The sequence below is a fragment of the Achromobacter dolens genome (genome assembly GCF_902859745.1).
Taxonomy (GTDB): Bacteria; Pseudomonadota; Gammaproteobacteria; order Burkholderiales; family Burkholderiaceae_B; genus Achromobacter; species Achromobacter dolens.
Genome location: NZ_CADIJW010000033.1, coordinates 21779 through 45135, shown reverse-complemented (window position 1 = coordinate 45135; position 23357 = coordinate 21779). Strand labels below are relative to the sequence as shown.

The 23357-nt window shown below is 63.0% G+C and carries 26 protein-coding genes and 1 tRNA gene; 17 read left to right on the top strand and 10 right to left on the bottom strand.

Annotated features, from left to right (window positions below):
- Positions 1 to 42 precede the first annotated feature (42 nt).
- The 6 genes from HV783_RS20295 to HV783_RS20270 all read left to right on the top strand — a co-directional run bounded on the left by HV783_RS20295 (position 43) and on the right by HV783_RS20270 (position 4379).
- On the top strand, positions 43 to 834 hold the full coding sequence (locus HV783_RS20295; protein WP_049072791.1) for an ABC transporter substrate-binding protein: 792 nt from the start codon (positions 43 to 45) through the stop codon (positions 832 to 834).
- Positions 835 to 871: 37 nt separating this feature from the next.
- Positions 872 to 1564 carry an amino acid ABC transporter permease gene (locus HV783_RS20290; protein ID WP_054503196.1) on the top strand — a complete coding sequence of 231 codons (693 nt, stop codon included), beginning with the start codon at positions 872 to 874 and terminating at the stop codon, positions 1562 to 1564.
- Positions 1565 to 1566: 2 nt separating this feature from the next.
- Entirely contained in the window at positions 1567 to 2256 is a 690-nt protein-coding gene (locus tag HV783_RS20285; RefSeq protein ID WP_049072792.1) for an amino acid ABC transporter permease, read from the top strand.
- 47 nt (positions 2257 to 2303) lie between these two features.
- Positions 2304 to 3596, top strand: coding sequence for an NAD(P)/FAD-dependent oxidoreductase (locus HV783_RS20280; RefSeq protein WP_175189772.1), 1293 nt, complete (start codon positions 2304 to 2306; stop codon positions 3594 to 3596).
- A gap of 12 nt (positions 3597 to 3608) precedes the next feature.
- Positions 3609 to 4193 (top strand): helix-turn-helix domain-containing protein, encoded by a 585-nt coding sequence (locus tag HV783_RS20275; protein ID WP_049072794.1) that lies wholly within the window; start codon positions 3609 to 3611, stop codon positions 4191 to 4193.
- A gap of 109 nt (positions 4194 to 4302) precedes the next feature.
- A tRNA-Arg gene (locus HV783_RS20270) sits at positions 4303 to 4379 on the top strand.
- 86 nt (positions 4380 to 4465) lie between these two features.
- Here HV783_RS20270 and HV783_RS20265 read toward each other — a convergent pair.
- From HV783_RS20265 to HV783_RS29370, 3 genes are all read right to left on the bottom strand, one after another.
- Positions 4466 to 5410, bottom strand: coding sequence for a site-specific integrase (locus tag HV783_RS20265; RefSeq protein WP_175189771.1), 945 nt, complete (start codon positions 5408 to 5410; stop codon positions 4466 to 4468).
- A complete protein-coding gene (locus HV783_RS29665; protein WP_367646389.1) occupies positions 5395 to 5718 on the bottom strand; it encodes a DUF4224 domain-containing protein in 324 nt (107 codons plus the stop codon). The genes HV783_RS20265 and HV783_RS29665 overlap by 16 nt, the downstream gene beginning before the upstream one ends.
- 256 nt (positions 5719 to 5974) lie before the next feature.
- A complete protein-coding gene (locus HV783_RS29370; RefSeq protein WP_217484241.1) occupies positions 5975 to 6673 on the bottom strand; it encodes a BRO-N domain-containing protein in 699 nt (232 codons plus the stop codon).
- 702 nt (positions 6674 to 7375) lie between these two features.
- On the opposite strand from HV783_RS29370, the gene HV783_RS20250 reads away from it, so the two are divergent.
- Positions 7376 to 8128 (top strand): hypothetical protein, encoded by a 753-nt coding sequence (locus HV783_RS20250; RefSeq protein ID WP_175189769.1) that lies wholly within the window; start codon positions 7376 to 7378, stop codon positions 8126 to 8128.
- 51 nt (positions 8129 to 8179) lie between these two features.
- Here HV783_RS20250 and HV783_RS20245 read toward each other — a convergent pair whose 3' ends face one another.
- Positions 8180 to 8989 (bottom strand): ParB/RepB/Spo0J family partition protein, encoded by an 810-nt coding sequence (locus tag HV783_RS20245; protein WP_175189768.1) that lies wholly within the window; start codon positions 8987 to 8989, stop codon positions 8180 to 8182.
- A gap of 119 nt (positions 8990 to 9108) precedes the next feature.
- On the opposite strand from HV783_RS20245, the gene HV783_RS20240 reads away from it, so the two are divergent.
- Entirely contained in the window at positions 9109 to 9705 is a 597-nt protein-coding gene (locus HV783_RS20240) for a hypothetical protein (RefSeq protein ID WP_175189767.1), read from the top strand.
- Positions 9706 to 9727: 22 nt separating this feature from the next.
- Here HV783_RS20240 and HV783_RS20235 read toward each other — a convergent pair whose 3' ends face one another.
- Together HV783_RS20235 and HV783_RS29635 are read right to left on the bottom strand one after the other, a co-directional pair.
- Positions 9728 to 9964 carry a hypothetical protein gene (locus tag HV783_RS20235; protein WP_175189766.1) on the bottom strand — a complete coding sequence of 79 codons (237 nt, stop codon included), beginning with the start codon at positions 9962 to 9964 and terminating at the stop codon, positions 9728 to 9730.
- Positions 9961 to 10092, bottom strand: a complete 132-nt coding sequence (locus HV783_RS29635) for a hypothetical protein (protein WP_302477811.1) — start codon at positions 10090 to 10092, stop codon at positions 9961 to 9963. The genes HV783_RS20235 and HV783_RS29635 overlap by 4 nt, the downstream gene beginning before the upstream one ends.
- Positions 10093 to 10658: 566 nt before the next feature.
- On the opposite strand from HV783_RS29635, the gene HV783_RS20230 reads away from it, so the two are divergent.
- The 3 genes from HV783_RS20230 to HV783_RS20220 are packed head-to-tail and all read left to right on the top strand — an operon-like array spanning position 10659 to position 13283.
- Positions 10659 to 11447 carry an ABC-three component system protein gene (locus tag HV783_RS20230; protein WP_175189765.1) on the top strand — a complete coding sequence of 263 codons (789 nt, stop codon included), beginning with the start codon at positions 10659 to 10661 and terminating at the stop codon, positions 11445 to 11447.
- On the top strand, positions 11444 to 11665 hold the full coding sequence (locus HV783_RS20225) for an ABC-three component system middle component 7 (protein ID WP_175189764.1): 222 nt from the start codon (positions 11444 to 11446) through the stop codon (positions 11663 to 11665). The genes HV783_RS20230 and HV783_RS20225 overlap by 4 nt, the downstream gene beginning before the upstream one ends.
- Positions 11655 to 13283: a DUF2326 domain-containing protein gene (locus HV783_RS20220; protein ID WP_175189763.1), complete on the top strand. Its 1629-nt coding sequence runs from the start codon at positions 11655 to 11657 to the stop codon at positions 13281 to 13283. The genes HV783_RS20225 and HV783_RS20220 overlap by 11 nt, the downstream gene beginning before the upstream one ends.
- A gap of 402 nt (positions 13284 to 13685) precedes the next feature.
- On the opposite strand, the gene HV783_RS20215 is transcribed toward HV783_RS20220, so the two are convergent.
- On the bottom strand, positions 13686 to 14369 hold the full coding sequence (locus HV783_RS20215) for a LexA family protein (RefSeq protein WP_175189762.1): 684 nt from the start codon (positions 14367 to 14369) through the stop codon (positions 13686 to 13688).
- Positions 14370 to 14604: 235 nt separating this feature from the next.
- Between HV783_RS20215 and HV783_RS20210 the strand changes: the two genes are divergently transcribed.
- The 4 genes from HV783_RS20210 (at position 14605) to HV783_RS20195 (ending at position 17956) form a co-directional block, all read left to right on the top strand.
- Positions 14605 to 15498, top strand: coding sequence for a manganese catalase family protein (locus tag HV783_RS20210; RefSeq protein WP_064527301.1), 894 nt, complete (start codon positions 14605 to 14607; stop codon positions 15496 to 15498).
- Between the two features lie 370 nt (positions 15499 to 15868).
- Entirely contained in the window at positions 15869 to 16873 is a 1005-nt protein-coding gene (locus HV783_RS20205) for an alpha/beta hydrolase family protein (protein ID WP_254603972.1), read from the top strand.
- Between the two features lie 43 nt (positions 16874 to 16916).
- Complete coding sequence (locus HV783_RS20200) at positions 16917 to 17504, top strand: GrpB family protein (RefSeq protein WP_175189761.1); 588 nt, start codon at positions 16917 to 16919, stop codon at positions 17502 to 17504.
- 128 nt (positions 17505 to 17632) lie between these two features.
- Positions 17633 to 17956: a four-helix bundle copper-binding protein gene (locus HV783_RS20195; RefSeq protein ID WP_054503193.1), complete on the top strand. Its 324-nt coding sequence runs from the start codon at positions 17633 to 17635 to the stop codon at positions 17954 to 17956.
- Between the two features lie 21 nt (positions 17957 to 17977).
- Here HV783_RS20195 and HV783_RS20190 read toward each other — a convergent pair whose 3' ends face one another.
- The gene (locus HV783_RS20190; protein WP_175189760.1) at positions 17978 to 19099 is read right to left on the bottom strand and encodes a glycosyltransferase family 4 protein; all 1122 of its coding nucleotides are present in this window, start codon (positions 19097 to 19099) and stop codon (positions 17978 to 17980) included.
- 32 nt (positions 19100 to 19131) lie between these two features.
- Positions 19132 to 20082, bottom strand: a complete 951-nt coding sequence (locus HV783_RS20185; RefSeq protein WP_175189759.1) for a glycosyltransferase family 9 protein — start codon at positions 20080 to 20082, stop codon at positions 19132 to 19134.
- Between the two features lie 278 nt (positions 20083 to 20360).
- On the opposite strand from HV783_RS20185, the gene HV783_RS20180 reads away from it, so the two are divergent.
- Entirely contained in the window at positions 20361 to 21746 is a 1386-nt protein-coding gene (locus tag HV783_RS20180) for an aminotransferase-like domain-containing protein (RefSeq protein ID WP_054503190.1), read from the top strand.
- A gap of 50 nt (positions 21747 to 21796) precedes the next feature.
- Entirely contained in the window at positions 21797 to 22324 is a 528-nt protein-coding gene (locus HV783_RS20175) for a DedA family protein (protein WP_064527280.1), read from the top strand.
- A gap of 3 nt (positions 22325 to 22327) precedes the next feature.
- Here the strand turns inward: HV783_RS20175 and HV783_RS20170 are convergent, their stop codons facing one another.
- A complete protein-coding gene (locus HV783_RS20170; RefSeq protein ID WP_064527285.1) occupies positions 22328 to 23344 on the bottom strand; it encodes a porin in 1017 nt (338 codons plus the stop codon).
- Positions 23345 to 23357: the final 13 nt, after the last annotated feature.

Here is a 23357-nt window from a genome sequence, read left to right as displayed (position 1 = left end):
CGCCCGGAACGACACATGTCATCCATCTTGAAGGGGAAGCAAATGCTGAAAATCAAACAATGGCTGGGCGCCGCCGGCGTCGCGCTGGCCGTTACCGCGATGGCGCAGCCTGCCCGCGCCGACGAACTGTCGGACATCATCAAGCGCGGCGAGCTGCGGGTGGCGGTGCAGACCTCCGGCCCGCTGATGAGCTTCATGGACAAGAGCGGCAAGCGCACCGGCCTGGCGGTCGAAGTCGCCAAGCGCATGGCCGACGACCTGGGCGTCAAGCTGGTGCTGCAGGACTACGAGTGGAAGGGCCTGATCCCGGCGCTGCTGTCCGGCAAGGCCGACATGGTGGCCGCCGACATGACGCCGACGCCGCAGCGCGCCGCCCAGGTGCTGTTCTCGGCGCCCATGTTCTACGCCGACACCGTGGCCGTGGTGCCCAAGGACTCGCCCTACAAGTCGTACGCGGAACTGGACAAGGACGGGGTGACCGTCGGCGCGCTGGGCGCCAGCACCTACGCCGAGGTCGGCAAGAAGATGCTGCCCAAGGCCACGCTCAAGGAATTCTCCGGCGGCAGCGCGCCGGTCGGCCAGGCGCTGTCCACCGGCCGCCTGGACGCCGGCATCATGTCCCTGTCCACCGCCAACCAGTTCCTGGTGGACTTCGGCAACCTGCGGGTGCTGGACGGCATCATGGTGCGCGAACCGCTGGCCTTCGCCGTCGGCCCCAATGCCTTCCGCCTGAAGTTCTGGCTCGACAACTGGCAGACGCTCAAGACCGCCGACAACACATTGCCGGAACAGGTCAAGTACTGGTATTCGACCGACTGGAAGAAAGACCACTGATCGCGCGCCTTCGCCACCACCGACCGACAGGACCCGCATGGACTGGCTGATCGACTACTACAACTGGCGCATCGTCAGCCAGTACACGGGCCAGTTCGCCACCGGCCTGGCCAATACCCTGATCGCGGCCGGCGCCAGCCTGGTGCTGTCGGTGCTGGCTGGCGTGCCGCTGGCGCTGGCGCGCATGTCGCCGCGCGCCGCGGTCTGGCGGCCGGTGGCGGGCTACGTGCAGTTCATCCGCTCGACCCCGCTGCTGGTGCAGATCTACCTGGTGTATTACGCCGTGCCGATGCTGGTGCCCGGCGCCAAGGGCTGGAGCGAGATGCTGCTGGGCATCCTGGCGATGACGCTGCACCACGCCGCCTACATGAGCGAGATCATCCGCGTCGGCATCGAGTCGGTGCCGCGCGGCCAGATCGAAGGCGCCAAGGCCTGCGGCATGAACTACCACCAGCGCCTGCGCTACGTGGTGCTGCCGCAGGCCTTCGCCAACACGCTGCCGCCGCTGCTGGGGCAGACCGCGGTGTTGATCAAGGACACCTCGCTGCTGTCGCTGATCACGGTGTTCGAACTGGTGGCCGCGGGCGTGCAGATGAACAGCGACCGTATCGTGCCTACCGAGAGCTTCCTGACCATCGCCGCCGGCTACCTGCTGATCTACGCCGTGATGCTGATGCTGTCGCGCGGCGTGAGCCTGTGGCTGGCCGGTCCGGCCTGGAACGCGAGGTAAGCATGCTGGATTCCTACCTGTCCACCGCCGGCGTCGTGCTGCCCTTCCTGCTCAAGGGCTTCTGGGAGACGCTCAAGATCTCGTTCCTGGCGATCATTGCCGGCTCGCTGCTGGGCTTCGTGATCGGCGTGATCCGCAGCTACCGCATCCGTGGCCTGCATCAACTGCTGGGGCTGTACATCCACGTGCTGCGCGGCACGCCGTTCCTGGTGCAGCTCTATATCTTCTATTTCGTGCTGCCCAGCACCGGCATCGAGCTGCTGCACTGGGACTCGGGCACGGCGGCGTTCGTGTCGCTGTCGGTCTACACATCCTGCTATGTGGCAGAGATCGTCACCGGCGCCATCCGCGCCGTGCCGCGCGGCCAGACCGAGGGCGCCATGACGCTGGGCCTGCGGCCCTTGCAGATCCTGAGGCTGGTGATCCTGCCGCAGGCCATGCGTTTGATCGTGCAGCCCATGAGCGGCGTCTACGTCATGCTGATCAAGAGCACCGCCATCCTTTCGGTGGTCGGCATCACCGAGCTGACGCGCCAGGGCGAGGTATTCATCATCACCTTCCCGGCGAAATCGCTGTTCATCTACGGCATGATCGCCGCCATCTACTTCCTGTACTGCTACCCGCTGCTGCGCCTGGCCACCTGGCTGGAGAAGCGCCTGACCGGCGGGCTGCAGGGCGCCGGGCTGAACTAGGCCCGCCCACACCGACGAGAGTCCCGCACGGGCCCTGACCCACGACCATGGCTACCGAGTACATCGACACCTATTACAAGCGCACGCTGGGCGATGCGCAGACCTGCTACCCGCCGCTGGCGGGCGCGGCCGAGACCGACGTCTGCGTCGTCGGCGGCGGGCTGGCCGGCCTGACCACCGCGCTGGAACTGGCCCGCCGCGGCCGCGCCGTGACGCTGCTGGAGGGGCGCCGCGTCGCCTGGGGCGCTTCGGGCCGCAACGGCGGCTCGGTGTCGCCGGCGTTCTCGGCGGGCGCCGACGCCATCCGCAAGCACGTCGACGAGGATCACTACCGCCAACTGTACCGGCTGTCGATGGAGGGCGTGGAGATCATCCGCGACAACATCCGCGACCTGCGCATCGATGACGCCCACAAGGTCGACGGCCGCCTGCGGGTGGTGCGCTACGGGGCCAGCGACGCGCTGCGGCGCTATTGCGAGGACCAGTGGCGCGACTTCGGCCGCGACGTGCGGCTATTGAGCCGCGCCGAGGTGCGGGAACGGCTGGTATCCGACGTCTACTTCCAGGGCATCGAGGACCTGTCCTCGTTCCACTTCCATCCGCTGAACTACGCCCGCGCCCTGGCGCGCGAGTGCGCGCGGCTGGGGGTGCGCATCCACGAGGATTCCGCGGTCACCCAGGCCCGCCTGGAAGGGGCCGCCAAGCAATTGCGCACCGCCGCTGGCGAGATCAACGCGCGCACCGTGGTGCTGGCCACCGGCGGCTATACCGATGGGGTGGTGCCGGCGTTGCGGCGCGCCATGCTGCCGATCGCCACCTACATCATGCTGACCGAGCCGCTGGGCGAACGGGTGCGCGAAGCCATCCGCACCCAGGCCGCCATCGGCGACGACCGCCGCGCCGGCAACTACTACCGGGTACTGGAAGGCGGACGCATCGGCTGGGGCAGTAGAATCACCACCCGTGTCGACGATCCGCCCGACCTGGCCGAGTCCCTGCGCCGCGAATTGCTCAGCGTCTATCCCCAGTTGCAGGGGTTGCGCGTCGAGACCGCGTGGTCCGGGCGCATGGCCTACGCGCGGCACCTGATGCCGCAGATCGGCAGGCTGGCGCCCGACGTCTGGTATTGCACGGCCTTTGGCGGGCACGGCATGAACACCACCGCCATCGGCGGCCGTGTCGTGGCCGAAGGGATCTCCGGTGACAGCCAGCGTTACCGGCTGTTCGAGCCCTTCGGACTGGCGTGGAACGGCGGGGCGCTGGGCACGGCGGCGGTTCAACTCACATATTGGTCTTACCAGGCGCGCGATTGGTGGCGGGAGCGGCAGTCGCGGGCATGACAGGGTGTACAGATGCAAGGCAACAAACAGAGCGTGTTGGCACAACGGCTGCGAGCCCTGCGCCAGGCGCGCGATTGGACGCTCAAGCAGGCGGCGCAGGCCACCGGCGTGTCCACCTCCACGCTCTCGAAAATCGAGAACGGCCTGCTCTCGCCCACCTATGACAACCTGATCAAGATCGCCGCGGGCCTGGAGCTGGACGTGGCCGAACTGTTCACCGCGTCGGACGCCCACATGGGCACCGGCCGCCGCAGCCTCAGCCGCCAGGGCGAGGGCCGCCAGTACGAAACCCCGTATTACGACCACCGCCTGCTCTGCACCGCGCTGTCGCACAAGCGCATGATGCCGTTCCATACCCGCGTCAAGGCGCGCTCCTTCGATGAATTCCAGGACTGGAGCCGGCATGGCGGGGAGGAGTTCGTCTACGTGCTGGAGGGCGAGGTCGAGCTGTACACCGAGTTCTACGAACCGGCCCGGCTGAAGGCGGGCGAAAGCTTCTATATCGACAGCCGCATGGGCCACCGGGTGATCAGCCTGAGCAAGCAGGACGCGCTGGTGCTGTGGGTGTCCACCCACGCCGATTTGGGCGAGGAATGAACCGTTCCCGCGACTGATAAACCGGAGCGCGCGGCCCGGCGGCGCCACGGGCCGTCCGCAACAGGGTAAAATGCGCCGCCCGGACCGGTTCCGGGCAGTCACACACCGCGCGGCAGTAGCTCAGCTGGATAGAGCACGGGCCTTCTAAGCCCGGGGTCGGGGGTTCGAGCCCCTCCTGCCGCGCCAGAAAGCCTAATAATTACAATAGCTTAGGGCATCTTCAAAAACGCTGCGATGTTAAGCGTTAGAACAAAAAAGCCCGCGTTAGAATTTCACTCGGTCGCCGAAGCCGTTTTTATGCGTCTGCGGTCGTAGTGTCGATGGGTCGTCGCGGGGTTCGCGTGGGCTGCAAAGTCGTATGCGTCGGCGTCTCGATTTTGAAGCTTCGCAGTGATTGCCGCCGGCCGGATATCTTGTAGGTTGAAGTACATGGGGTGGCTGGTCAGCGTCGATTCTTCCACCTTGTCGTCATAGGTGCTGATCCAGGCCAGCATGGCGTCCTTCCAACTGGAAGCCCAACCCCAGCGCGTGTAGCTCTTGGCCCGGCGTGTGGGCGCGAACAGGTACGGGCTGCTGCCCGCGTCCTCGCGTTCCAGGGCACGGCGAACCACGCAGCGGAGCCGCTTGGACCAAAGGCGCTCTTTCTCGGTTACCACTTCACCCTTTCGCCGCTTCGTTGCCACGACGCGCACCGCATCCTTGTGCAAACCCGATTTCAGGAAGGGGCGGGTTTCTGATGAGCGAAATCCGGTGAGATAGGTGAACATCGCAGCGCAACCCATCGTGCGGTAGTTCTGTCTTTGCTTCAAGCTCCACAAGTAGAAGCGCAGGATCAACCGGCGCGGTACAGCCTTCGATTCCGTGTTGCTGCGGTTCTTCATCATGTTGATGAAGGGGTTAGCCGCGAGCAGGCCCCAGCGGACACCATAGTGGCAGATGACAGAAAACTGGCTGATTTCCTTGTTTGCCTTGATGGGGGCGCCGCTGCTGGCGCGGTCTTCCAGGTACTGATAGCCATGTTGCGTTGTGAGCTGGGAAGGGTCCATTCGCCCGAAAAAGCTGGTGAGGTTGGAGTACATCGCCTTTCGGATTTTTCTGCCGTCCTTCGATTGGTCCGCGTAGTAGACCGGGTCCACCAGCAGTTCAAAGCGCTCAATCATTTCGCCTACCGAGTTGGCAACCACAACTCCCTGCTGGATTTCTATGGCCTCGCGCATCGCCTTGCGCTCGGCGTCGAACCTGCCTTCGCGGTCTCCGATTTCGCTGGAAGCGAGGGTTTGCGACCTCCCGTCAATATGTTTGTAGATCCAACTAATACGCTGCGCGCCGACGCGCTTGTAAAGTCTTTGAATGCGTGTTTTCTCCCAGGTGGGAAGGCGTCGCGGTTCGGCCCTTGCGAGAGGCGGGCTTTCTGGTTGCCATCGGATATTCCTAATTTCCGGTCTCGGTACGCCCGCATGACTCGCGGGATACCGGTATTGCCAATGACGAAGGGCCAGCCGTTGCGCGTGAGCCAACGCTCCATCATCTTTTTCTGATTCGGCTTGCATTCAACAAGCGCAGCGAGTTCAGACGCTGATAGGTACTCCTCCATTCAGGTCTCCAAAGCAAAGCCCGCATGGGGCGGGCTTTCGGCGTGGCGGTGATGACTGGGGCGCACGGTCATCATTGGAGGGGGCGCCTGGGCGGCGCTGTTCGGCTTGGTCATGTTTCCCTCGCATTGGGCAATAGAAGCCCCGCCCGCGCCATTTGGGCGGGTAGGGCATAGGGTGGTGTGGGGTTTACCGCTGGGCGCGGTGTGAAATGTGCTGGTTCAGCCGATCGAGGCAAGCGCGGCCGAGCTTCACCAGGTCGGCGTCAGTGGGCGTCAAGCCGTTGGGCGTGGCGATCATTCCTGCCAGGCGGTCCAGGGTGCCGATGACGGCGCCCCGTGGCAGGGCAGAGGCCCAAGGCTCGTAGCCGTGTTCCCCGCGCCCCGATGGCGCTTGACGCAGGCCGAACGTCCAGCGGCTGCCTTCGATATCCTCGGCGCCGGCCAGCACGGCTTGAAGCACGGTGCGGTAGGCGATGGCGGCGACCTCGGCGGCCATGGTCTGGGCCAGGGTGACGCGGGCGGGGGCGGCGTACATGGCCGTCCTGCGGATGCTGGGGAGCACTTCGTGCGTGACCCAGCGGCGGAAACGGTGCGGCAGTGTTCCTGGCTTGATCGCATCCCGGCAATGCAGAACCAGAGTGTCTAGACCGGGCCTGGAAATGATGGCGACGGTTTGGGGGCCGCCAAGGGTGTCAGTTGAACTTACACCCTTTTCATCGTCATCCAACGCCTTGAGAGCCATTCGGGAGTTCGTGAGTTTCAGTGCCCTGCAAACGTCGGCAGCGGCGAACCACGACTCGCCGTCGCGCACGAAGATGCGCACGGGGTGACCTTCGAAGGTGTAAGAGGACTGGCTGAGCGCAAGCGCGCCTTGAGATTGGGCCATTGGTGAACACCCTTTCTGTTCAAGCGGTGGAAAACCGCCTACCTGACGCCAATCGGGCGGGCGGAACCGTGCAGGTTGGCGTGCCGGGAACAGGACCGGTGAGCCTTGCGGCTCCCCACACGGCCCGCCCAAAGAGGACTTGCCATGCTGCGGACAAAAAAAGACGCCACAAAACTTCTGTGGCGGTTCATCCGCCTGTTCTGTCCGGGACGCCAATCCCGATATCTCTGCTATTGCAGCGATGAGCAGACGGTAAACCCGTGGCAGGCAGACGCGAAGGTCAAAGCGTCCGATTGATTCGGGTGCAATCTTGCATGTCAGCCGCTCAAAATGCTAGGACGGGTGGCTTATGGAAATGGCACATTGCGGTGTTTATGGGCCGGATAGCTGGGCCGTTCGATGTATTTGTTCATATCGCCCAAGTTGGGCGTGTCGGGGTAATGGTGGGCGAGGACAGCGCAGGGGAACGGCTCGATTTCGCTGAAGGCGACTGCCTTCCAGCCGAGAGGGTTCCAGGCCACGCTTGCCGCCTCGATGCCTGAACAAACCGACAGAAAGCACATTATTCGACCTCACTAGAGAGCTAGGTATCGTTGTAGTAAAGGGGAAAACAGACAGGTTCCCTGGCCGAACTTTGGAGATTATTTATCTTGCCGAGTGAGCTAATATGCGGACCAAATAATTCGAGCAGGGAGGTCAAAAGTGGGCTGGTGTGAATCGCTGGAAATTCGATCTAAGAAGATTCTCAAGGACTGCCGAAAACTTTTCCGGGATGAATGGAAGTTCTTTGTGTGTCTTGGTGCCGCGAGTTTTTCCGGTGCATTTGTTGCCAGTCTGCACGGTTGGCAATTCGCGACTACAGGAGAGAGCTGGTGGCAAATCGTCTCGGCAGTTGCTACAGCGGCGGCCGTAGGAGTCTCGCTATGGTTGGCCAGACGAGGGGAGCGGCTCAGCGAAATGAAGCAAGCGAAATTTGGTCGCGTCTTGGCTAGCCGTATTCATGCGCCGTTATCGAACTTAAAACGGGACCTTATGATGTTAGGACCGGCGATTGGAGCATTTGAAGCGGACCCTGCATCGCTGCGAGCTGCCATAGATCGAGGGGCATCTAGCGACAGAATGAGTCAAAGTCAGTTCGACGCTGCACATGCCTGGCGTACTGAAGTTTTGAATGCAATAGGGAGCTTGGACATAGATCAGTTTGATCGATACTTCGAGCACCTTTTCTGTTTGCCCGGAACTAGTGGTATCGAACTGGTCGATGTATTTGGGCGCATCGAGGTAATAAAAAAAGACTGCCGAGATGCTCTGAATTTGTTCGACAACAAAGGGCATCCCGACTTCGTAAGATTGCCCGCCGATAGAGCCTTTAAGGCCGTTATGACCGTTCTTCCCCTCCTTGAGAAGTGCTTGGCAGATATGAAAAGTCAAAGGGCTATCGAGAGTACGGGTTAGCACATCTGTTTTGAGTTTTCGCTTTGATATGGCCTAGTTTTCGCTGTTAGTTCAGTCTGGGTTGCGGGCATGTGGCGCCCCGTCCTCTTCGCCCAAGACCCAGCGCAGCGCCGCCGCATAGGCACCCTGCGCCTCTACCATGGCAGCCTGGATCTGCTTGCGAGATTTGACACGGGGCCGCTCGCCCATGACGGCGGCTTGCTTGCGGCTGCGCTGGTGGGGCGTGGCGTCCTTGCCAGCTGCGACCAGGTCGGCCACCTTGGCGCGCTGCTCTTCGGGCTTGAGTTTCGCCAGGGCTTTGGCATGGGTAAGGGTGATTTGCCCGGCCTCGATGGCATCCTGCACGACCTTGGGGCTATCCAGAAGGGCCAGCGTGTCGCGTACCGTGGCGACGCTGCAGTTGTAGATGACGGCAATCTGGTCTTCACCTTTGCCCAATGCCAGGTGCCGGCGCATCTTCTCGGCGCGGCCGAGCGGACTGTCGGCTGTGCGGGCCTCGTTCTCGCTAGCAATGGCGTCCAGAGCCGATTGCCGCTTGCCGGCGTACACAACTGCGGGAATCTGTCGCTCGGGCTCGCCGCGGTGGCGCCGCCATTCGTTGGCGAGACGGGCCGCCTTGACGCGTTGGCGCCCGAAGACCTCCTCGGTTTCGCCGGTCTTGGGGTTCTTGGAGACTGCGATGGGTTCCAGCACGCCCTGGTAGTCGATATTGCGGGCCAGCGCTTCGTCCACCGGCAGATGGACACGCGCGTCGTAGAGCGGGCTGTTTTCGTCTGTGACGAGGGTCAGCTTGGCTGGGTCGAAGTTGAGCAGGTTGCTTTGGCCTTCTGCGCCATAAACGTCTTTCGATTTTTTTGCCATGGTCTTCTCTGATTGAAGTGAGGGGACAAAAGGGGGGCTGGGCCGGCCGGCGGGGCGGCTGACACCTTGGAAGGGTTGGGATACGATGCGGCCCAGATCAGCCATTAACCGGGTGGGATATGTCAAACAGCAATTGGCCAGAGGCCCTGGCGGTTTCCTCAGTAGCCTCGGCCTCTGCCTGGATCTTCACTCCTTGGGAAAAAATTGGCCCCATCAATTGGGACGCCGTCGCTGCAATGGGCACGCTTGCAGCGGTTGTTGTTGCCCTTGCGGTGCCACTTTGGCAAAGCTGGGACCGGCGTCGCGAACAGGCACGGGAAGAAGCAGTCGCGGAGTGGGTCGCCCTGCAAGGTGCGTTGCGATTATTCGAAGAGGTGCGCAATTGCCTGGACACCTGGGCTGGAGATGGCAAAGTTCCATCGCCTCAGCACATACAGGCATTGATTGATGATCTGAAGGCGGCCAAATCAAACGTGAAGAGCCCTGCGGGCGGAGTTGTCTTTAACGAATTCGTTGGCGTCGCTCGCCGTCTTCGGACCTCAGCTGAGTCGTCGGCTAAGAGTCCTAGTGGCCTGATGCAAGGGCTCGACGGAAAGTTCGAGAGGATGGAACTGACGGAGACAATGCGCAATTGCGACCGACTTCAGAGCGTTTGGGGGGCAGAGGTTATGCGGCAGGTAATTCGGACGGGTGCTATCAAGGTCTTGCCAGATTGAGTGCCATGAGACCGATCGTCGACTACGTGACCAGTTGAATTGCCCAACGCAATACCTGGTGTCCAAAGAGAGAAAACGCCGCCATAGCCACGCCAGCTGGCCAGCCGATCCACGGTGGGATATCCGCGTCCTTGCTCCAGTTGCCTTTGCCGGCGTGGTCGCGGGGTGCGATGAAGTCGCCCAGCTTGCGGGCCGCCTTGGCGGCGATGCGCAGGGGGCGGATGCGTGCCGGGGGCGCGCTTGCGCTGATGGTGTTCATTGGTTGGCGCTCCAGGGATCGGCCGCGACATAGCGGCGGATGAAGTAGTTGCCGATGGGGACCAAAGCCACCGCCACTAGGGCGAGCAGCGCCAAGCCCCACCAGAAGGCGGGGATAGATGAGGTCATGGGAATTTGCGCGGATGCGCAGTGGTGAGGCTTCGTAGAGCTGGCCGGAAGGCCCGATCAGTTCACTTCCAGGAAGAAAGTCACTTTTTGCGCCGGTGACGAAGCGGCGCCGGCCCGCTCTCCGAAGCCGCCCCGGCGTGCGGGGCTTGCGGTGCTACTTGCTGACGTCGCGGCCGAAGTTGGCAATGTCGATCAGTTCTTCCAGGAATCGTATGAGGGCGGTAAGCATGCTGGGCCTCCGAGGTCTATATAAGGTTAAGGTGGATAAAGCCGGCGCAGAACTCTCGAGGCTGATGCTTCATTAAGATGTTCGTCATAGCCAAAGCCTCCGCGCGTGCGGGTACTTCGTGGCACCGGTTGTATCGGCTTTTGCAGGCGCTTGTCGTATACAGGGGGTGCTTATAAGTTCGCCGGCATTCTTTCGCACAGCACTCCTGGGCACGCGCCGGCGCAATGGATACGAGCGGCAATCTCTACAATTTGATACTCTGTGAATTGTTTTTAGAGTTTTCCCGCATTCGGTGGTCCTGCGGACCACCGGACAGATCGACTCATATGCTTGCTCGATGAACTCCAAGACGAAATCAGGTGTGAAACAGCCAAAGGCGCGAGTCGGCATCAGTAAGCCCGACGAGTTGGCGCTTTGCGCGCAGGTAGACGGCGCTTGCCCGCTTTGTGGCGCACCACTTTTCCTAAGAAAGGGTGGGCGGAACTATCGGCAGTTCGAGATCGCTCACATTTATCCTCTCAACCCAACGGCGCAGGAAGAAGCATTGCTTCTTGGGGAGGCGCGGCTTTTCAGCGATGTAAACGACTCGGAGAATTTGATTCCACTTTGCTTCTCTTGTCATGCGATATACGACAATGGAAAAACTATCGAGAAGTACCGTGAGCTCGTCGAGATTAAGAGAGCGTTGCTTATGGGGGATGAGCAGAAGCGGATATTTCTCCAGTACGAAATTGAGCGTGAACTAAATGAAATAATAGATTCACTCTGCGATGTTGCGGCCTATTTTCCTGCCGATGATAGTTTTGAAGCCAAACGCGTGGATGCTAAACTTGATCAATCTGTGCGGCCGCTCACAAAAAGAAAAATAAAGAGTGATGTGGCTGCTTTCTATATTTTTGTCCGCGATAGGTTTTCCGACTTGGAGCGATTGGATCCAAATAAAGCTGTACTCATTGCGCACCAAGTGAAGAGCTTCTACCTAAAGCAGAAGGCGCTAGGGCTGCCACAACAGCAGATTTACGAAAACGCTGTCCAATGGATACAGTCAAAGCGGCCGGCTGCGTCTCAGGAGGCTTCGGGGGTGATAGCAGCCTTTTTTGTGCAAAATTGCGAGTTGTTCGAATGATCACGCCTAGCAAATTCATATCGTTTGAGCAATCTATTCTTGCAAGATTGCCCTCGGTTGTTAGGCGAGGAGAAATGGTGCAGATTTCTGATCTCTATGAGGAAGTTCAGGATCAGTTTAAAGGCGTAGACGAATTCATATTCGCACTGGATGTGCTTTTCATCCTGAATCAAATCAGCGTCGATTTTTCAACGGGTGTCATACGTTATGTTGATTGAAATTCGATCCTCGGTGTTAAGGGAGGGCTCGATTCAGTTTCACTCGGGGCTGAATGTTGTTCTGGGCGATGAGAATGCCACGAACTCCATCGGGAAGTCGATGGCTCTTATGTTGGTCGATTTTGCATTCGGCGGCGATTCCTTCCTCGAGTTTAATCTCGACGCGATTCGCGCTCTCGGGCACCACAGTTACGAATTCACGTTCCAGTTTGACTCGGAATTGTTCCACTTTCGCCGCGATACGATTAACGAGAAAATTGTTTTTCGTTGTGATGCAGCATATGCGCCGGTGGATGAGCTAAGCACGAAAGAATTCACGGCTTGGCTGAAAACCATGTACCTGCCAGGCGTGAAATCGGTTTCCTTTAGGGGTGTGGTGGGCTTGTATTCGCGCATTTGGCCGAAGTCGAACATTAAAAATGTGCAATACCCGCTACATGCTGTAGCGGCAGAAAGTGGCGCTGACTGCGTGCTGGCGCTGATAAAGCTCTTCGACCGGTATGGTGAAATAGAGGAGGCCCAAACTGCCTTGACTGAAAAGGCGGCACAGCGAAAGGCACTGTACGGCGCAATCAGGCACTCAATTGTCGAGCCTATAACGAAGACTACTTACTCAAGTAATGTGGTCGAACTACAGTCAATAACCGACGAGGTTGATGCGATTCGAGCAGATCTCGCAAAGTTCGCATTGAATATTCGCGAGGTGGTGGATAAGGATCTTCTGGAATTGAAGAAAACCAAGGATGCCCTGCTTACGCATCGTCTAGATTTGCAATCTCGGCTGCAACGTACGGAGCGCAACTTAAAGGGCAGTAAGTATATTCAAAGTAAGCAGTTCGAGGCATTGCAAGATTTTTTTCCCTCGGTGAATTCCGAACGCATTGCCGAGATTGAACTTTTTCACAGTTCGATAGCGGGTGTGCTGAAGAAAGAGCTGCAGGAAAATCAGAAGAACCTGAGTGTTCAACTTCAAGAGATAGACGAAAAAATTCAAGGGCTTGATGTTGAAATTGCAGCGCGGTTGAAGAACTTTGAAAACCCGGTGGCCCTCGTAGACAGGGTGGCAACTCTGTCGGAACGGTGGAGCCGTCTGAGAAGCCAGAACTCGCTCTTTGAGAAAAAGACCGAGATGGACAGCGGGCTAAAGACTCTACAGGCTGTATTGTCTGGAGTGAAAGCCCGCGTCGTCGCGGATATAGAAAAGTACGTCAACGAAGAAATTGCGGCGATTGTCGTACGAGTCTACGGCGAGGGAGTGCGCGCGCCAACCCTTATTCTGAAGGAGGATGGTTATAAATTTAAGATCGTTGACGACACAGGTACTGGCACGGCGTATGCCAACCTCATTATCTTCGATTTGGCCATCCTTTCCCTAACTCAGCTTCCTATATTGATACACGATTCTCCTCTCTTCAAGAACGTGGAAAATAGCGCAGTAGCGCAATTCCTCTGGGAGTACCTGCGAAGCGATAAGCAGGTTTTCATCGCGCTCGACCAGATAGAAAAGTATGGAGCGGAAGTAGCGGCTGAACTCCGCCGTTTATGCGTATGCAAACTCGACGAGTCTAACGTTCTGTTTAGGAGGCGATGGGGTAAAGGTGAAACAGGCAGTAGTTAGAAGATTGGCAAACCAATCAACTTGCCTTGCCCTCCGGCTTATTCGTCGAAATGCGCGTTTAGTACAGGCTGAACGGTGCATCGTTGTCTGTCACCTTTCCCGAACTGCTTAGGGTGAAGTGAAACCGCCGGGGTTATCGTCGCCACGCCCGGCTGGGCGTTGCTTGGCTGAACTTCGCGCCAAGCACACAGGGGCCAGGCGTTGGCCTGGGTGATCCTGTTTCGCCCGTCCTCCCTCTCGGGGGCGGGCGGCCTCGGTTGTTAAAGAGCGGTGTCGCGATGTTGAATGAACTATACATATCGCTCGCCTTTGTAGTCAGGTCTACTATTCGTCTCATGTTTAGCAGGTTAGTCGGACGAAAAAACCGCCTAGAGGCGGCTTGGGTGGGGCGGGAGGGGGAAGCTAGCCGCGGCGGTAGTAGCGGCGGTGTTCCATCATGGTGCCAATGATGATGAGCGGTTCGCGTGCGCTGTAGAGCGTGGGGAAGTCATCGTTGAGTGGCACCAGCTCGAAAACCTCGTTGCCCTGTTCATCTATGCCGCGTGGGCGGTACTTCTTGAATGTGGCCTCGAAGCCGCCATTGCGCGCGACCACGAAGTCGCCGGGTTGGGGGCAGACCTCCTGATCCACAATGATGCGGTCCCCGGGCTTGAACTCCGGGGACATGGACAGCCCAGCGATCTCAAGCGCAAAGGCGTGATTCGACAGGTGCATGTCCGTAAGTAGGTACTCGAAGGCTTCTCCCGAGAAAGCGGCGCCGATCTCGGTCAATTCGCCCGCCTGGACGTAATTGATGAGCGGCACGCGCCGAGAGCCTACGGACGACGGTGCCACGTTGCTATCGAAAACGGGAGAAAGTGGGACCGAATCCGGGGACTTCGGCCCCCTGCCGGTGCCCAGCCAGGTCGGGTTGACTCCCAGCGCCTGGGCTGCGGCCACTAGGTTATCGCCGGCCAGTTCCTTGGTCGTTCCAGTGAACCAGAAGGACACGGCCCCGCGTGTCAAGCCAAGGCGGCGGGCCAATTCCGATTGAGATATGCGGGCCTCGGCAGCCGCTTCCCGGATTCGATCTTGCAGTGTGTTCATGTTTAGCAGATTAACCGCTTGGGAATCTAGTAGACTTGCCATACTATTTGCTTAGTTGACTAACCTAAAGTGGAGTGCTTGAGGCATGACTAAGCAAGATGCCATCAACGCGTTTGGAGCGGCGCGGCCTTCATATATGTCGTTGAGAAAATTGGGAAAGTCCCAGGTTTCGGCATGGCAGTTGCTTTCAGCGTTCCGGCCCGGCCAATGGAGGACGGGAAATCGGGAGATGACCATGTTTGCTCACAACAAACGCTTGCAGTACACCGTGCGCGTCGCGCAGACGAATCCTGGGCTGGCCAACTTGCTGTTGGAGCAGTTCGGGGGGCCGCAGGGGGAATTGGCGGCTGCCTGTCGATACTTCACTCAGGCCCTGGCGGAGGACGATCCGGGACGAAAAGACATGCTGCTTGATATCGCCACCGAGGAACTGAGCCATCTGGAAGTTATCGGTACGATGGTGGCCATGCTCAACAAGGGCGCGAAGGGCGTACTGGCCGAGGCCACCGAATCGGAAGCCGAGATCTATCGCCGCCTGAACGGGCCGGGCAACGATTCGCACGTGACGCAGCTTTTGTTCGGCGGTGGCCCGGCCCTGGTCAACTCCGGCGGCCAGCTATGGAACGCCGGCTATATCGATACCATCGGCGACCCTTCCGCAGACCTGCGTTCGAACATTGCCGCCGAGGCGCGGGCCAAGATCATCTACGAACGGCTGATCAATGCGACCGACGATCCAGGCGTCAAGGAGGCGCTGGGCTTTCTGATGACGCGTGAAGTGTCGCATCAGCGCTCGTTCGAGAAGGCGCTGTACTCGATGGAGCCGAACTTCCCTCCTGGCAAGCTGCCGGGCGATCCGAGCTTTGCGAACGTCTATTTCAATATGTCGCAGGGCGAGGGCGATATGCGTGGGTCGTGGAATAGCGACGAGAACTTCACCTACGTGTCTGAGCGCGAGGCGCAATGCGCAATCGACGGAGACGGGCTTGCATCGGTAGGTCTTACCGAGGATGAAACGATGGCGTTGCAGGCCATGGTCGCCCGTACCGCGTCGGATCCCGCTGCCGACCCGGTGACGGGTACTGAACTGGGCGACGGTAGCGTGATGACGGATCGCCGCGAGGAATGATCAGAGCCGTCATTGCTGCACGCCGCAGGCGCGGTGCCCGAATCCGCCAAGGCGGGAGGGCCCGGTGCCTGGGCCATGATCCGCCCAGCGACTCTTGGAGTTCGCCATGAAGAACAGAAAATTCCTGATGTGGCTATTGGCCGCCGTTTTACTGATCGGGCTGTTCCTGATGTTTCCGCCCTGGTAGTCCGGATCGTCAGGCGCCCGCGATACCCCGCACCACCGCCGCAAGCTGGCCTTCATGGGCGAGGTGAAGATCAGCGTTTTGCCAATGCGTCTGGATTGTTGGCGCGGGCCAGACGACCGCAGCTTTGACGCGGAAGCCGTGGGCGAAAACTCGGACGCCTGGACGTGGCGTATCCTTCGCAGCATGACGCCTGGTACAAAAATCAAGGAAACGCCGCGGGTTTGCCTGCGCTTGCGGCAGCGTTGGATCCGCCCGCTGCTATCGGCCGCCGCCGCCCTGGCCGCCTGCCTGCCCGTCCACGCCCAGTTGCTTGAGCAGGGCCGCTTGCCGCGCCCCGACGGCTCGTCGATCGCCTATTACCTGCAGCAGCGAGATCCGGCGCGGACCGCCGACAGCCTGCTGGTGGTGATGCAGGGATCCGACTGCAACAGCGTGCGCCACAACCGCGCGATCCGCGAGCAGTTGTGGCGGGCGCTGCCGGCGGCCGATGTGTTGACGGTCGACAAGTACGGCATCGATGCCGCCTTGCCGTATCAGCAGGACGACGGCGAGAACCGCGCCGATTGTCCGCGGGCGTATCTGCTGCATGACGACTTCGACCAGCGCGTGCGCGACTACGAAGCCGTGATCGCTTTGCTGCGCCGCCATGGCGCGTACCGGCGCGTGGTGGCGCTGGGCGGCAGCGAAGGCGCGGTGGTGGCCAACCTGCTGGCCGCGCGCGGCGGGTCGGTCGACGCCAGCATCGCCTTCAACGGCGGCGGGCGCTGGTTCCTCGACGACGTGCTGCACACCATCGAGGCCGCCGATACGCCCGCCGAGGCCAAGGCGGACTCGGCGGCGGGGTTCCGGGAGTTCGCCGCGTTCCTGCGCGAGACGCCGTCGTCTGACCTGGTCGCCAGCAGCCACGGCCATGCGTGGTGGAGGCAGGCGCTGGCGCTGGATCAACAGGCGGTGCTCGCGCGCGTGCGCACGCCGTTGCTGATCGTGCAGGGCGGACGGGACGCCTCGGTGTCGCCGGGGGCGGTCGAACGCATGGTCGAGGAGCTGCGGCGCGCGGGGCAGCGCCATATCGCCTATCGTGCCTATCCGCGGCTGGACCATGGCCTGCGCGACGCGGACGGCGTCAGCCGCATGGGCGAAGTGGCCGATGACATGGCGGCGTGGCTGGACGGCCTGCCCGCGCGCTGACGCAGGCTTCCTACAATAGCGGTTCGTTATTCAAGGACTCGCAATGCCCACGCCTGAAGACATCATGCGGCACTACGACTCGGATCCGGACGAGGATCCATGGGTGCGCGGCAAGCCGGCGCCGGAGGCGGTGACCGTGGCGCCGTACGACCCGGACTGGCCCGCGCGCTATGCGCGCCTTGCCGCCGAGATCTCGGCGACGCTGGGGCCGGCGGCGCTGCGCATCGATCATGTGGGCTCGACGGCGGTGCCGGGGTTGCCGGCCAAGCCGGTGGTGGATATCGACGTGGCGGTGGCCGACCCCGCCGACGAGGCCGCGTACGTGCCGGCGCTGGAGGCGCTGGGCTACGTGCTTACGATCCGCGAGCCGTCCTGGCACCAGCATCGCTGCCTGCAATTGGCGGCGCCGCGCGTCAACCTGCATGTGTTCGCCCCGGACTGCCCCGAGAACATCCGCCATCGCATGTTCCGCGACTGGCTGCGCGCGCATGACGAGGACCGTGACCGCTATGCCCAGGCCAAGCACGCCGCGGCGCGGGGCGTGGACCGGGTGGCCGACTACAACCTGCGCAAGCAGGCGGTCATCCGCGAGATCTACGAACGCATGTTCCGGGCGGCCGGCTTCATCTAGCGCGCCGCGCCAAGGGGGCGGACGCCGCTGCGGCCAGGCCGTAGCGGCCGGGATGGGCCAGATGCGCAGGCGGGAATGGCGGTTGCTGACCTTGTGTCGTTCATTGATGCGATACAAGGAGAAACGCCATGGATGACGCCATGAAAGAATGCATCGACGCCTGCCTGAACTGTTACCGAACCTGCCTGGAAGAGGCGATGGGGCACTGCCTGGAGGCGGGAGGACAACACATCGCGCCGGGCCATTTCCGTAGCATGATGGCCTGCGCGGAAATGTGCCGCACATCGGCGCACATGATGCTGTTGGGCGCGGAAAATCATGCGCAGGTGTGTAAGGTCTGCGCCGCCGTATGCCGGGACTGCGCGGCCAGTTGTGACGCCATCGACGGGATGCGGGCCTGCGCCGACACTTGCCGCGCGTGTGCCCAGGCCTGCGAAAGCATGAGAGGCTGAGGCGCTCGGCAGGCGCGCGGCTCAGCCGCCCGGACTGCGCGCCATGGCGCGCGCATAAACCTCCAGCGTGCGCTGCATCTGGCCGGCCAGGCGGAAGTGCGATTCGGCGTAGCCGCGCGCATGGGCGACGGCGGCGGCGGTGGCGGCGGGGTCGGCGCGGATCTGCATGATGCGGTCGGCGAAGCCGGCGATGTCGCCCGGCTCGGCCAGCCAGCCGGTGTCGCCGGGCCGCACGATCTCGGGCAGGCCGCCGACGTTGCTGGCCACCACCGGGCAGCGCACCGCGAACGATTCCGGCACCACCCGCGACCAGGCTTCGGTGGCGGAAGGCACCAGCACCACGTCAGAGGCATGGATCAGGTCTGGCACGTCGGCACGGTGGCCGGCGAACACCACGTGCTCGGCAATGCCGAGCCGCGCGGCCTGGATGCGCAGTTCGTTCGCGTACGCCTGGGTGTCGGCGGTGGCCGTGCCCACCACCAGCGCGGTGGCCGGCACGGCGTTGCGGCGCAGCCGCAGCACCACGCGCAGCAGGTCGGCCTGGCGTTTCTCGGGGCGCAGCATGCCGATTGTCGAGACCACGTAATCGTGCGGGCCCATTGCCAGCTCGCGCCGCACCTGGCGGCGCACGCCCTGCTTGTCGGTGGCGCGGAAGAATTCGTCGCCGGCCCACTCGCCCACCACGCTGATGCGGCAGGCCGGCGCCAGCCGGGCGTCCAGCAGCGCGTCGCGGCCGGCCGCGCTGGTGGCGATCACGTGGTCGCAGCCCAGTTTCCATTCCAGGCGACGGCGTGCGCTGCTGCGCATGGGCTTGGCGAAATGGCGTGTGCGCACCACCGCGCACAGATCGCGGCACAACGCGCCGGTCTTGCCGTCGGCGCGGCTGTGGCTGTCGATGACGTCGATGTGCAGGCGCCGCACGGCGCGCCGCAGCCGCAGCACGGTGACCGGCGAATAGGGCGCGTCGAAGTTGATGTCGACGGTGGCGATGCCGCGCTGCCGCGCCGCCAGGTTGATTGCGCTGCCGGCGGGGGCGGCGATGGCCGTGTCGTGGCCGTGGCGCGCCAGCCAGCAGGCCTGGTCGAGCGTGCGGAATTCGAGTCCGCCCAGGCTTTTTTCGCCGAGAGTATGCAGGATCCGCATGGTGTGACCTGATGGGTAAGGACGGCCGCGCGTCAGGCGCGGGCCGCGGGCGCGTGCGACAGCACGCGAGCACAGGCGTGCGCGACCTGGTCCGGGGTGATCGAGTTGATGCCGTCGCGCGGATGCCGCGGCACGACGTCGGTGGCGTTGCGACGGCGCCAGAACCATTCCGGATTGGTGCTGTTGAAGATGCCGACGTAGGGCACGCCGGTAGCCTGCGCCACGTGGGACGGGCCGCAGTCGTTGGCCACCACCAGGCGCGCGCGCAACATGATCGCGCTCAGCTCGGACAGCGGACGGCAATAGGCCACCTCGATGTCGGTGCGCCGCAGGGCGTCCAGCTCGGCGCGCTCGCGCGCTTCCTGCTGGCCCAGCACGAAGGTGTAGCGGGTGTCGGCGCCCAGCAGCGGCTTGAGCCGGTCGGCCAACCGCAGGTAGTGCGCCAGGCTCCAGCGCTTGAAGGGACCCGAGCCGCCGCCGGGAATGAACACCACGTCCGCGCCGAGCGGGGTGTGCCGGTGCGCGCGGGCCAGTTCGGTGAAGCAGCGGCGAGCCGCCTCCTCGGCGTTCAGCGGACGGTACGCGGCCAGCAGGCGCAGGTTGGCCAGGCCGATGTACTCGGCCTCGTCCTTGCGATGGCAATGGGTCCACACCAGGTCGCTGAAGCGGGCATTGCGAAAGCCCAGTCGGATGGCGGGCAGCCGCAGCAGGTTGATGAGGCCGAAGCGTTCGCTGCTGTGGTGCAGGCTGACCGACACCTGGGTCCGCGCGGTCAGGCTGCGGGCGTAATCCAGCAGGCTGCGGGCGCGCACGAATTCATCGACCCATGGCAGGCCGCGGTAGATGTGGCCGACGTCGTCACGCGCGACGACCTTGACCTGCCGCGCGGGCCACCAGGCCTTGAGCTGGTAGAGCGTCGCGAAGGCGACGATCTGGTCGCCCAACTGGGGCTGGCTTCTGACGTAGACGACGATGTCCGACACGCTTTGCCTCTCCTCGGTAGCCATGTGTGATGGCTACGCAATCTAAAGGAGCGGGCGGCCAAACCTTCTTCGATACATTTAAGGAATGTGAAAATTTAACGGGGGCGGCTTCATAGAAATACATATCTGTGCCGCCGGCCGGATTCACCCCATCTTCTGCCCGACGGTCAGGAAAGGCCGTACAAGCTTCCCGATGTATGGACGCAAGCGGAGTTTGTCGCCATACTGTCTGGCCCTTGTATCCCTATATGTTGCGGCATTTTGGCGCAATAGAACCAATGCATAACGACGACATGTATGCATCCTGGCCGCTGAAATTCGTCCGCGGCGCCGGCCCCCGCTACCGCCAGATCGCCGATTTCATCGAGACCTCGGTGGCCGCCAACCGCATGCAGCCGGGCGACCGCCTGCCGCCGCAGCGGGGCCTGGCGCGGCACCTGGGGGTGGACCTGACGACCGTGACGCGCGCCTACGCCGAGGCGGGGCAGCGCGGCCTGCTCGAGGCGCGCGGGCCGCTCGGCACGTTCATCGCGCGACCGGCCGAGCAGCCGCTCTTGCAGATGCTGGATCTGGGCATGAACATGCCGCCGCTGCCGCTCGACTGCGACCTGCAGGACCTGCTGCGGCGTGGCCTGGCCAAGGCCATGGAACGCCACGACGTGGGGGTGATGATGACCTATCACCAGGCCGGCGGCGGTCCCGCCGAGCGCGAGGCCGGGGCGCAATGGCTGTCGCAGTCGGTCGAGCGGGTCGATCCGGACCGCGTGCTGGTGTGTCCCGGCGCGCAGGCCGCGCTGGCCGCGGTGATGCTGGCCTACAGCCAGCCGGGCGACGGCATCGTCGCCGAGCCGTTGGTGTACCCGGGCCTCCTGACCGCCGCGCGGCAACTGGGCCGCCGCGTGCTGGTGGCCGAGACCGATGCCGACGGCATGACCCCCGCCGGGCTGGAGCGCGCCTGCCGCGAGGGCGGCCGGCTGGTCTACCTGAATCCCACGTTGCAGAACCCTACCGCCCACACCATGAGCGCGGCGCGCCGCCGCGACCTGGTGCGCGCGGCCGTGGCCTGTGGCGCCCGCATCATCGAGGACGATCCCTATTCGCTGTTCCTGGACGGCGCGCCGCCGGCGCTGGCCAGCCTGGCGCCGGCCTCGGTGTTCTACATCGCCACGCTGGCCAAGACGCTGACGCCGGGGCTGCGCACCGCGTTCGTGCTGAGTCCCGACCAGGACAGCCGCCGCAACGTGCTGGCGGCAATGCGGTCCTTCGCGGTGATGGCCGCGCCGCTTATGGGCGCGTTGACCACGCAGTGGATCACCAGCGGCGCCGCGCAGCAGATCCTGGACGGCGTGCGCGCCGAGTCCCTTGCGCGCCAGCGGCTGGCGCGCCGGCTGTTGCCGGGGCCCTTTCCGGCCGCGGCGGCCGGCATCCACCTGTGGCAGCCGCTGCCCGATCGTTGGACCGCGGCCGACCTGGAGCGGGTGGCGCGCGACGAGGGCTTGAGCGTGACCTCGTCGGAAGCCTTCCACCAGGGCCCCGGCACGCCCAATGCCATCCGTATTTCGCTCGGCAGCATTCCCGAGCGCGGGGCATTGGGGCTGGCGCTGGAGCGGCTGGCCGGCCTGGTGCTGCGGCGGCCGCGCGACCCGCGCGACCTCGTCGTCTGAGGCGCGGGCCGCATACTATGGACCTGATGCCTGTCTGGTGCTGACGCCGCATGCTGTTCGAGACGTTCCATTCCCTGCAGGAGACCCTGGTCGATTTCGCCCGGACCCACGCCGACTGGCTGGCGCCGCTGGGCTTCGCGTTCGCGTTCCTGAAGTCGCTGCCGCTGGTGGCGCTGGTGATTCCCGGGACCGCGCTGCTGCTGTCGATCGGCGCCATCCTGGGGCTGGGCGATAGCGGCTTCGTGCCGGTATGGCTGGCGATCGCGGTGGGCGCGGCGCTGGGCGACTGGGTGCAGTATGCCTGCGGCGTATGGTTCGGGCCGAGCCTGACGCAATCGAAGCCGCTGCGCAAACGTCCCGAACTGCTGCATCGCAGCGCGCGGTTCATCCAGAAGTGGGGCGTGCTGAGCATCGTGCTGTGCCGCTTCTTTGGCCCCCTGCGCGCCACCGTGCCGATGATCGCCGGCATCTGCGGCATGCGCGCCGCCGCGTTCCAGGTCGCCAATTGGGCCTCGGCATTCCTGTGGGCGGCGGCGCTACTGCTGCCCGGGTGGTGGGGCACGCGCACGTTCCTGTAGCGGTCAGAACTGATGCCGGATGCCGACCGAGCTTTGCAGCGTGTGCGACTCGCGGATATCCAGGCGATTGACGTAGGCATACAGGTTGGTGCGCCTGGACAGGTCGTACTGATAGCCCAGGGCCCAGCCGGTGATGTCCGAGCCGGTGCCGCGCTGGTACGAGGCCATCACCGAACCGGCCTTGCTCGTCGGCACCGTCACGCCCGCGATGTACGAATTGACCCGGCCATAGCCCGCCGACGGGCCGGTGTTGGCGTTGCGCAGGTTGCCGTAGGTGCCGTGCAGTTTGATCCAGTCGAAATCGTACGAGGCCGCCAACTGCAGGTTGCCCGCCGTCTTCTTGTTCGGCAGTTGCGAATTCGGATTGAGCCGTTCGTACGTTAGCGCCGCCGCCACCGGACCGCCGTTGTAGCGCAGGCCGGCGGTCAGCACGCGGTCATGGGCGTTGGTGGCGAAGGCCTCGCCGTCGTGGGCCTCGAAGCTGTAGCCCAGGCCCGCCTGCCAGCCGCCCAGGCGCGGCGTGGCGTAGAACACGGCGTTGTTGACGCGGCCGCCGGCGCCGAAGTCGCCGTCGTTGTAGCCCAGGCTGGCGTTGTTGGACGACTGGCCCCAGCCGGTGCCGAACGGCGAGCCGACGCCGGCCCACTCGAAGCCATAGACCCACTGCCGTCCCAGCCGCACTTCGCCGAAGCCGCCGGCCAGGCCGACGTAGGCCCAGCGGCCGAACAGGCGGCCCTGCGCCTGCGTGCCGTTGTTGGCGTTGAAGCCGCTTTCCAGGCGGAACACGGCCTTGTAGCCGTTGCCCAGGTCCTCCGAGCCACGCAGGCCCCAGCGCGAGCCCGACTGGTTGCCGCTCTTTTGCCGCAGGCTGGACTGGCCGTCCTTGCGTTCATAGGTGGTGCCCAGGTCGACGATCCCGTACAGCGTCACGCTGCTGGTCTCGGCCGCCTGCGCCGGATTCAGGCAGCTCAGGGCCAGCGCGGCGCCCAGGGTGCTGCGGTGGCGGATGATTCTTTTCATGGTGTGATCCCCT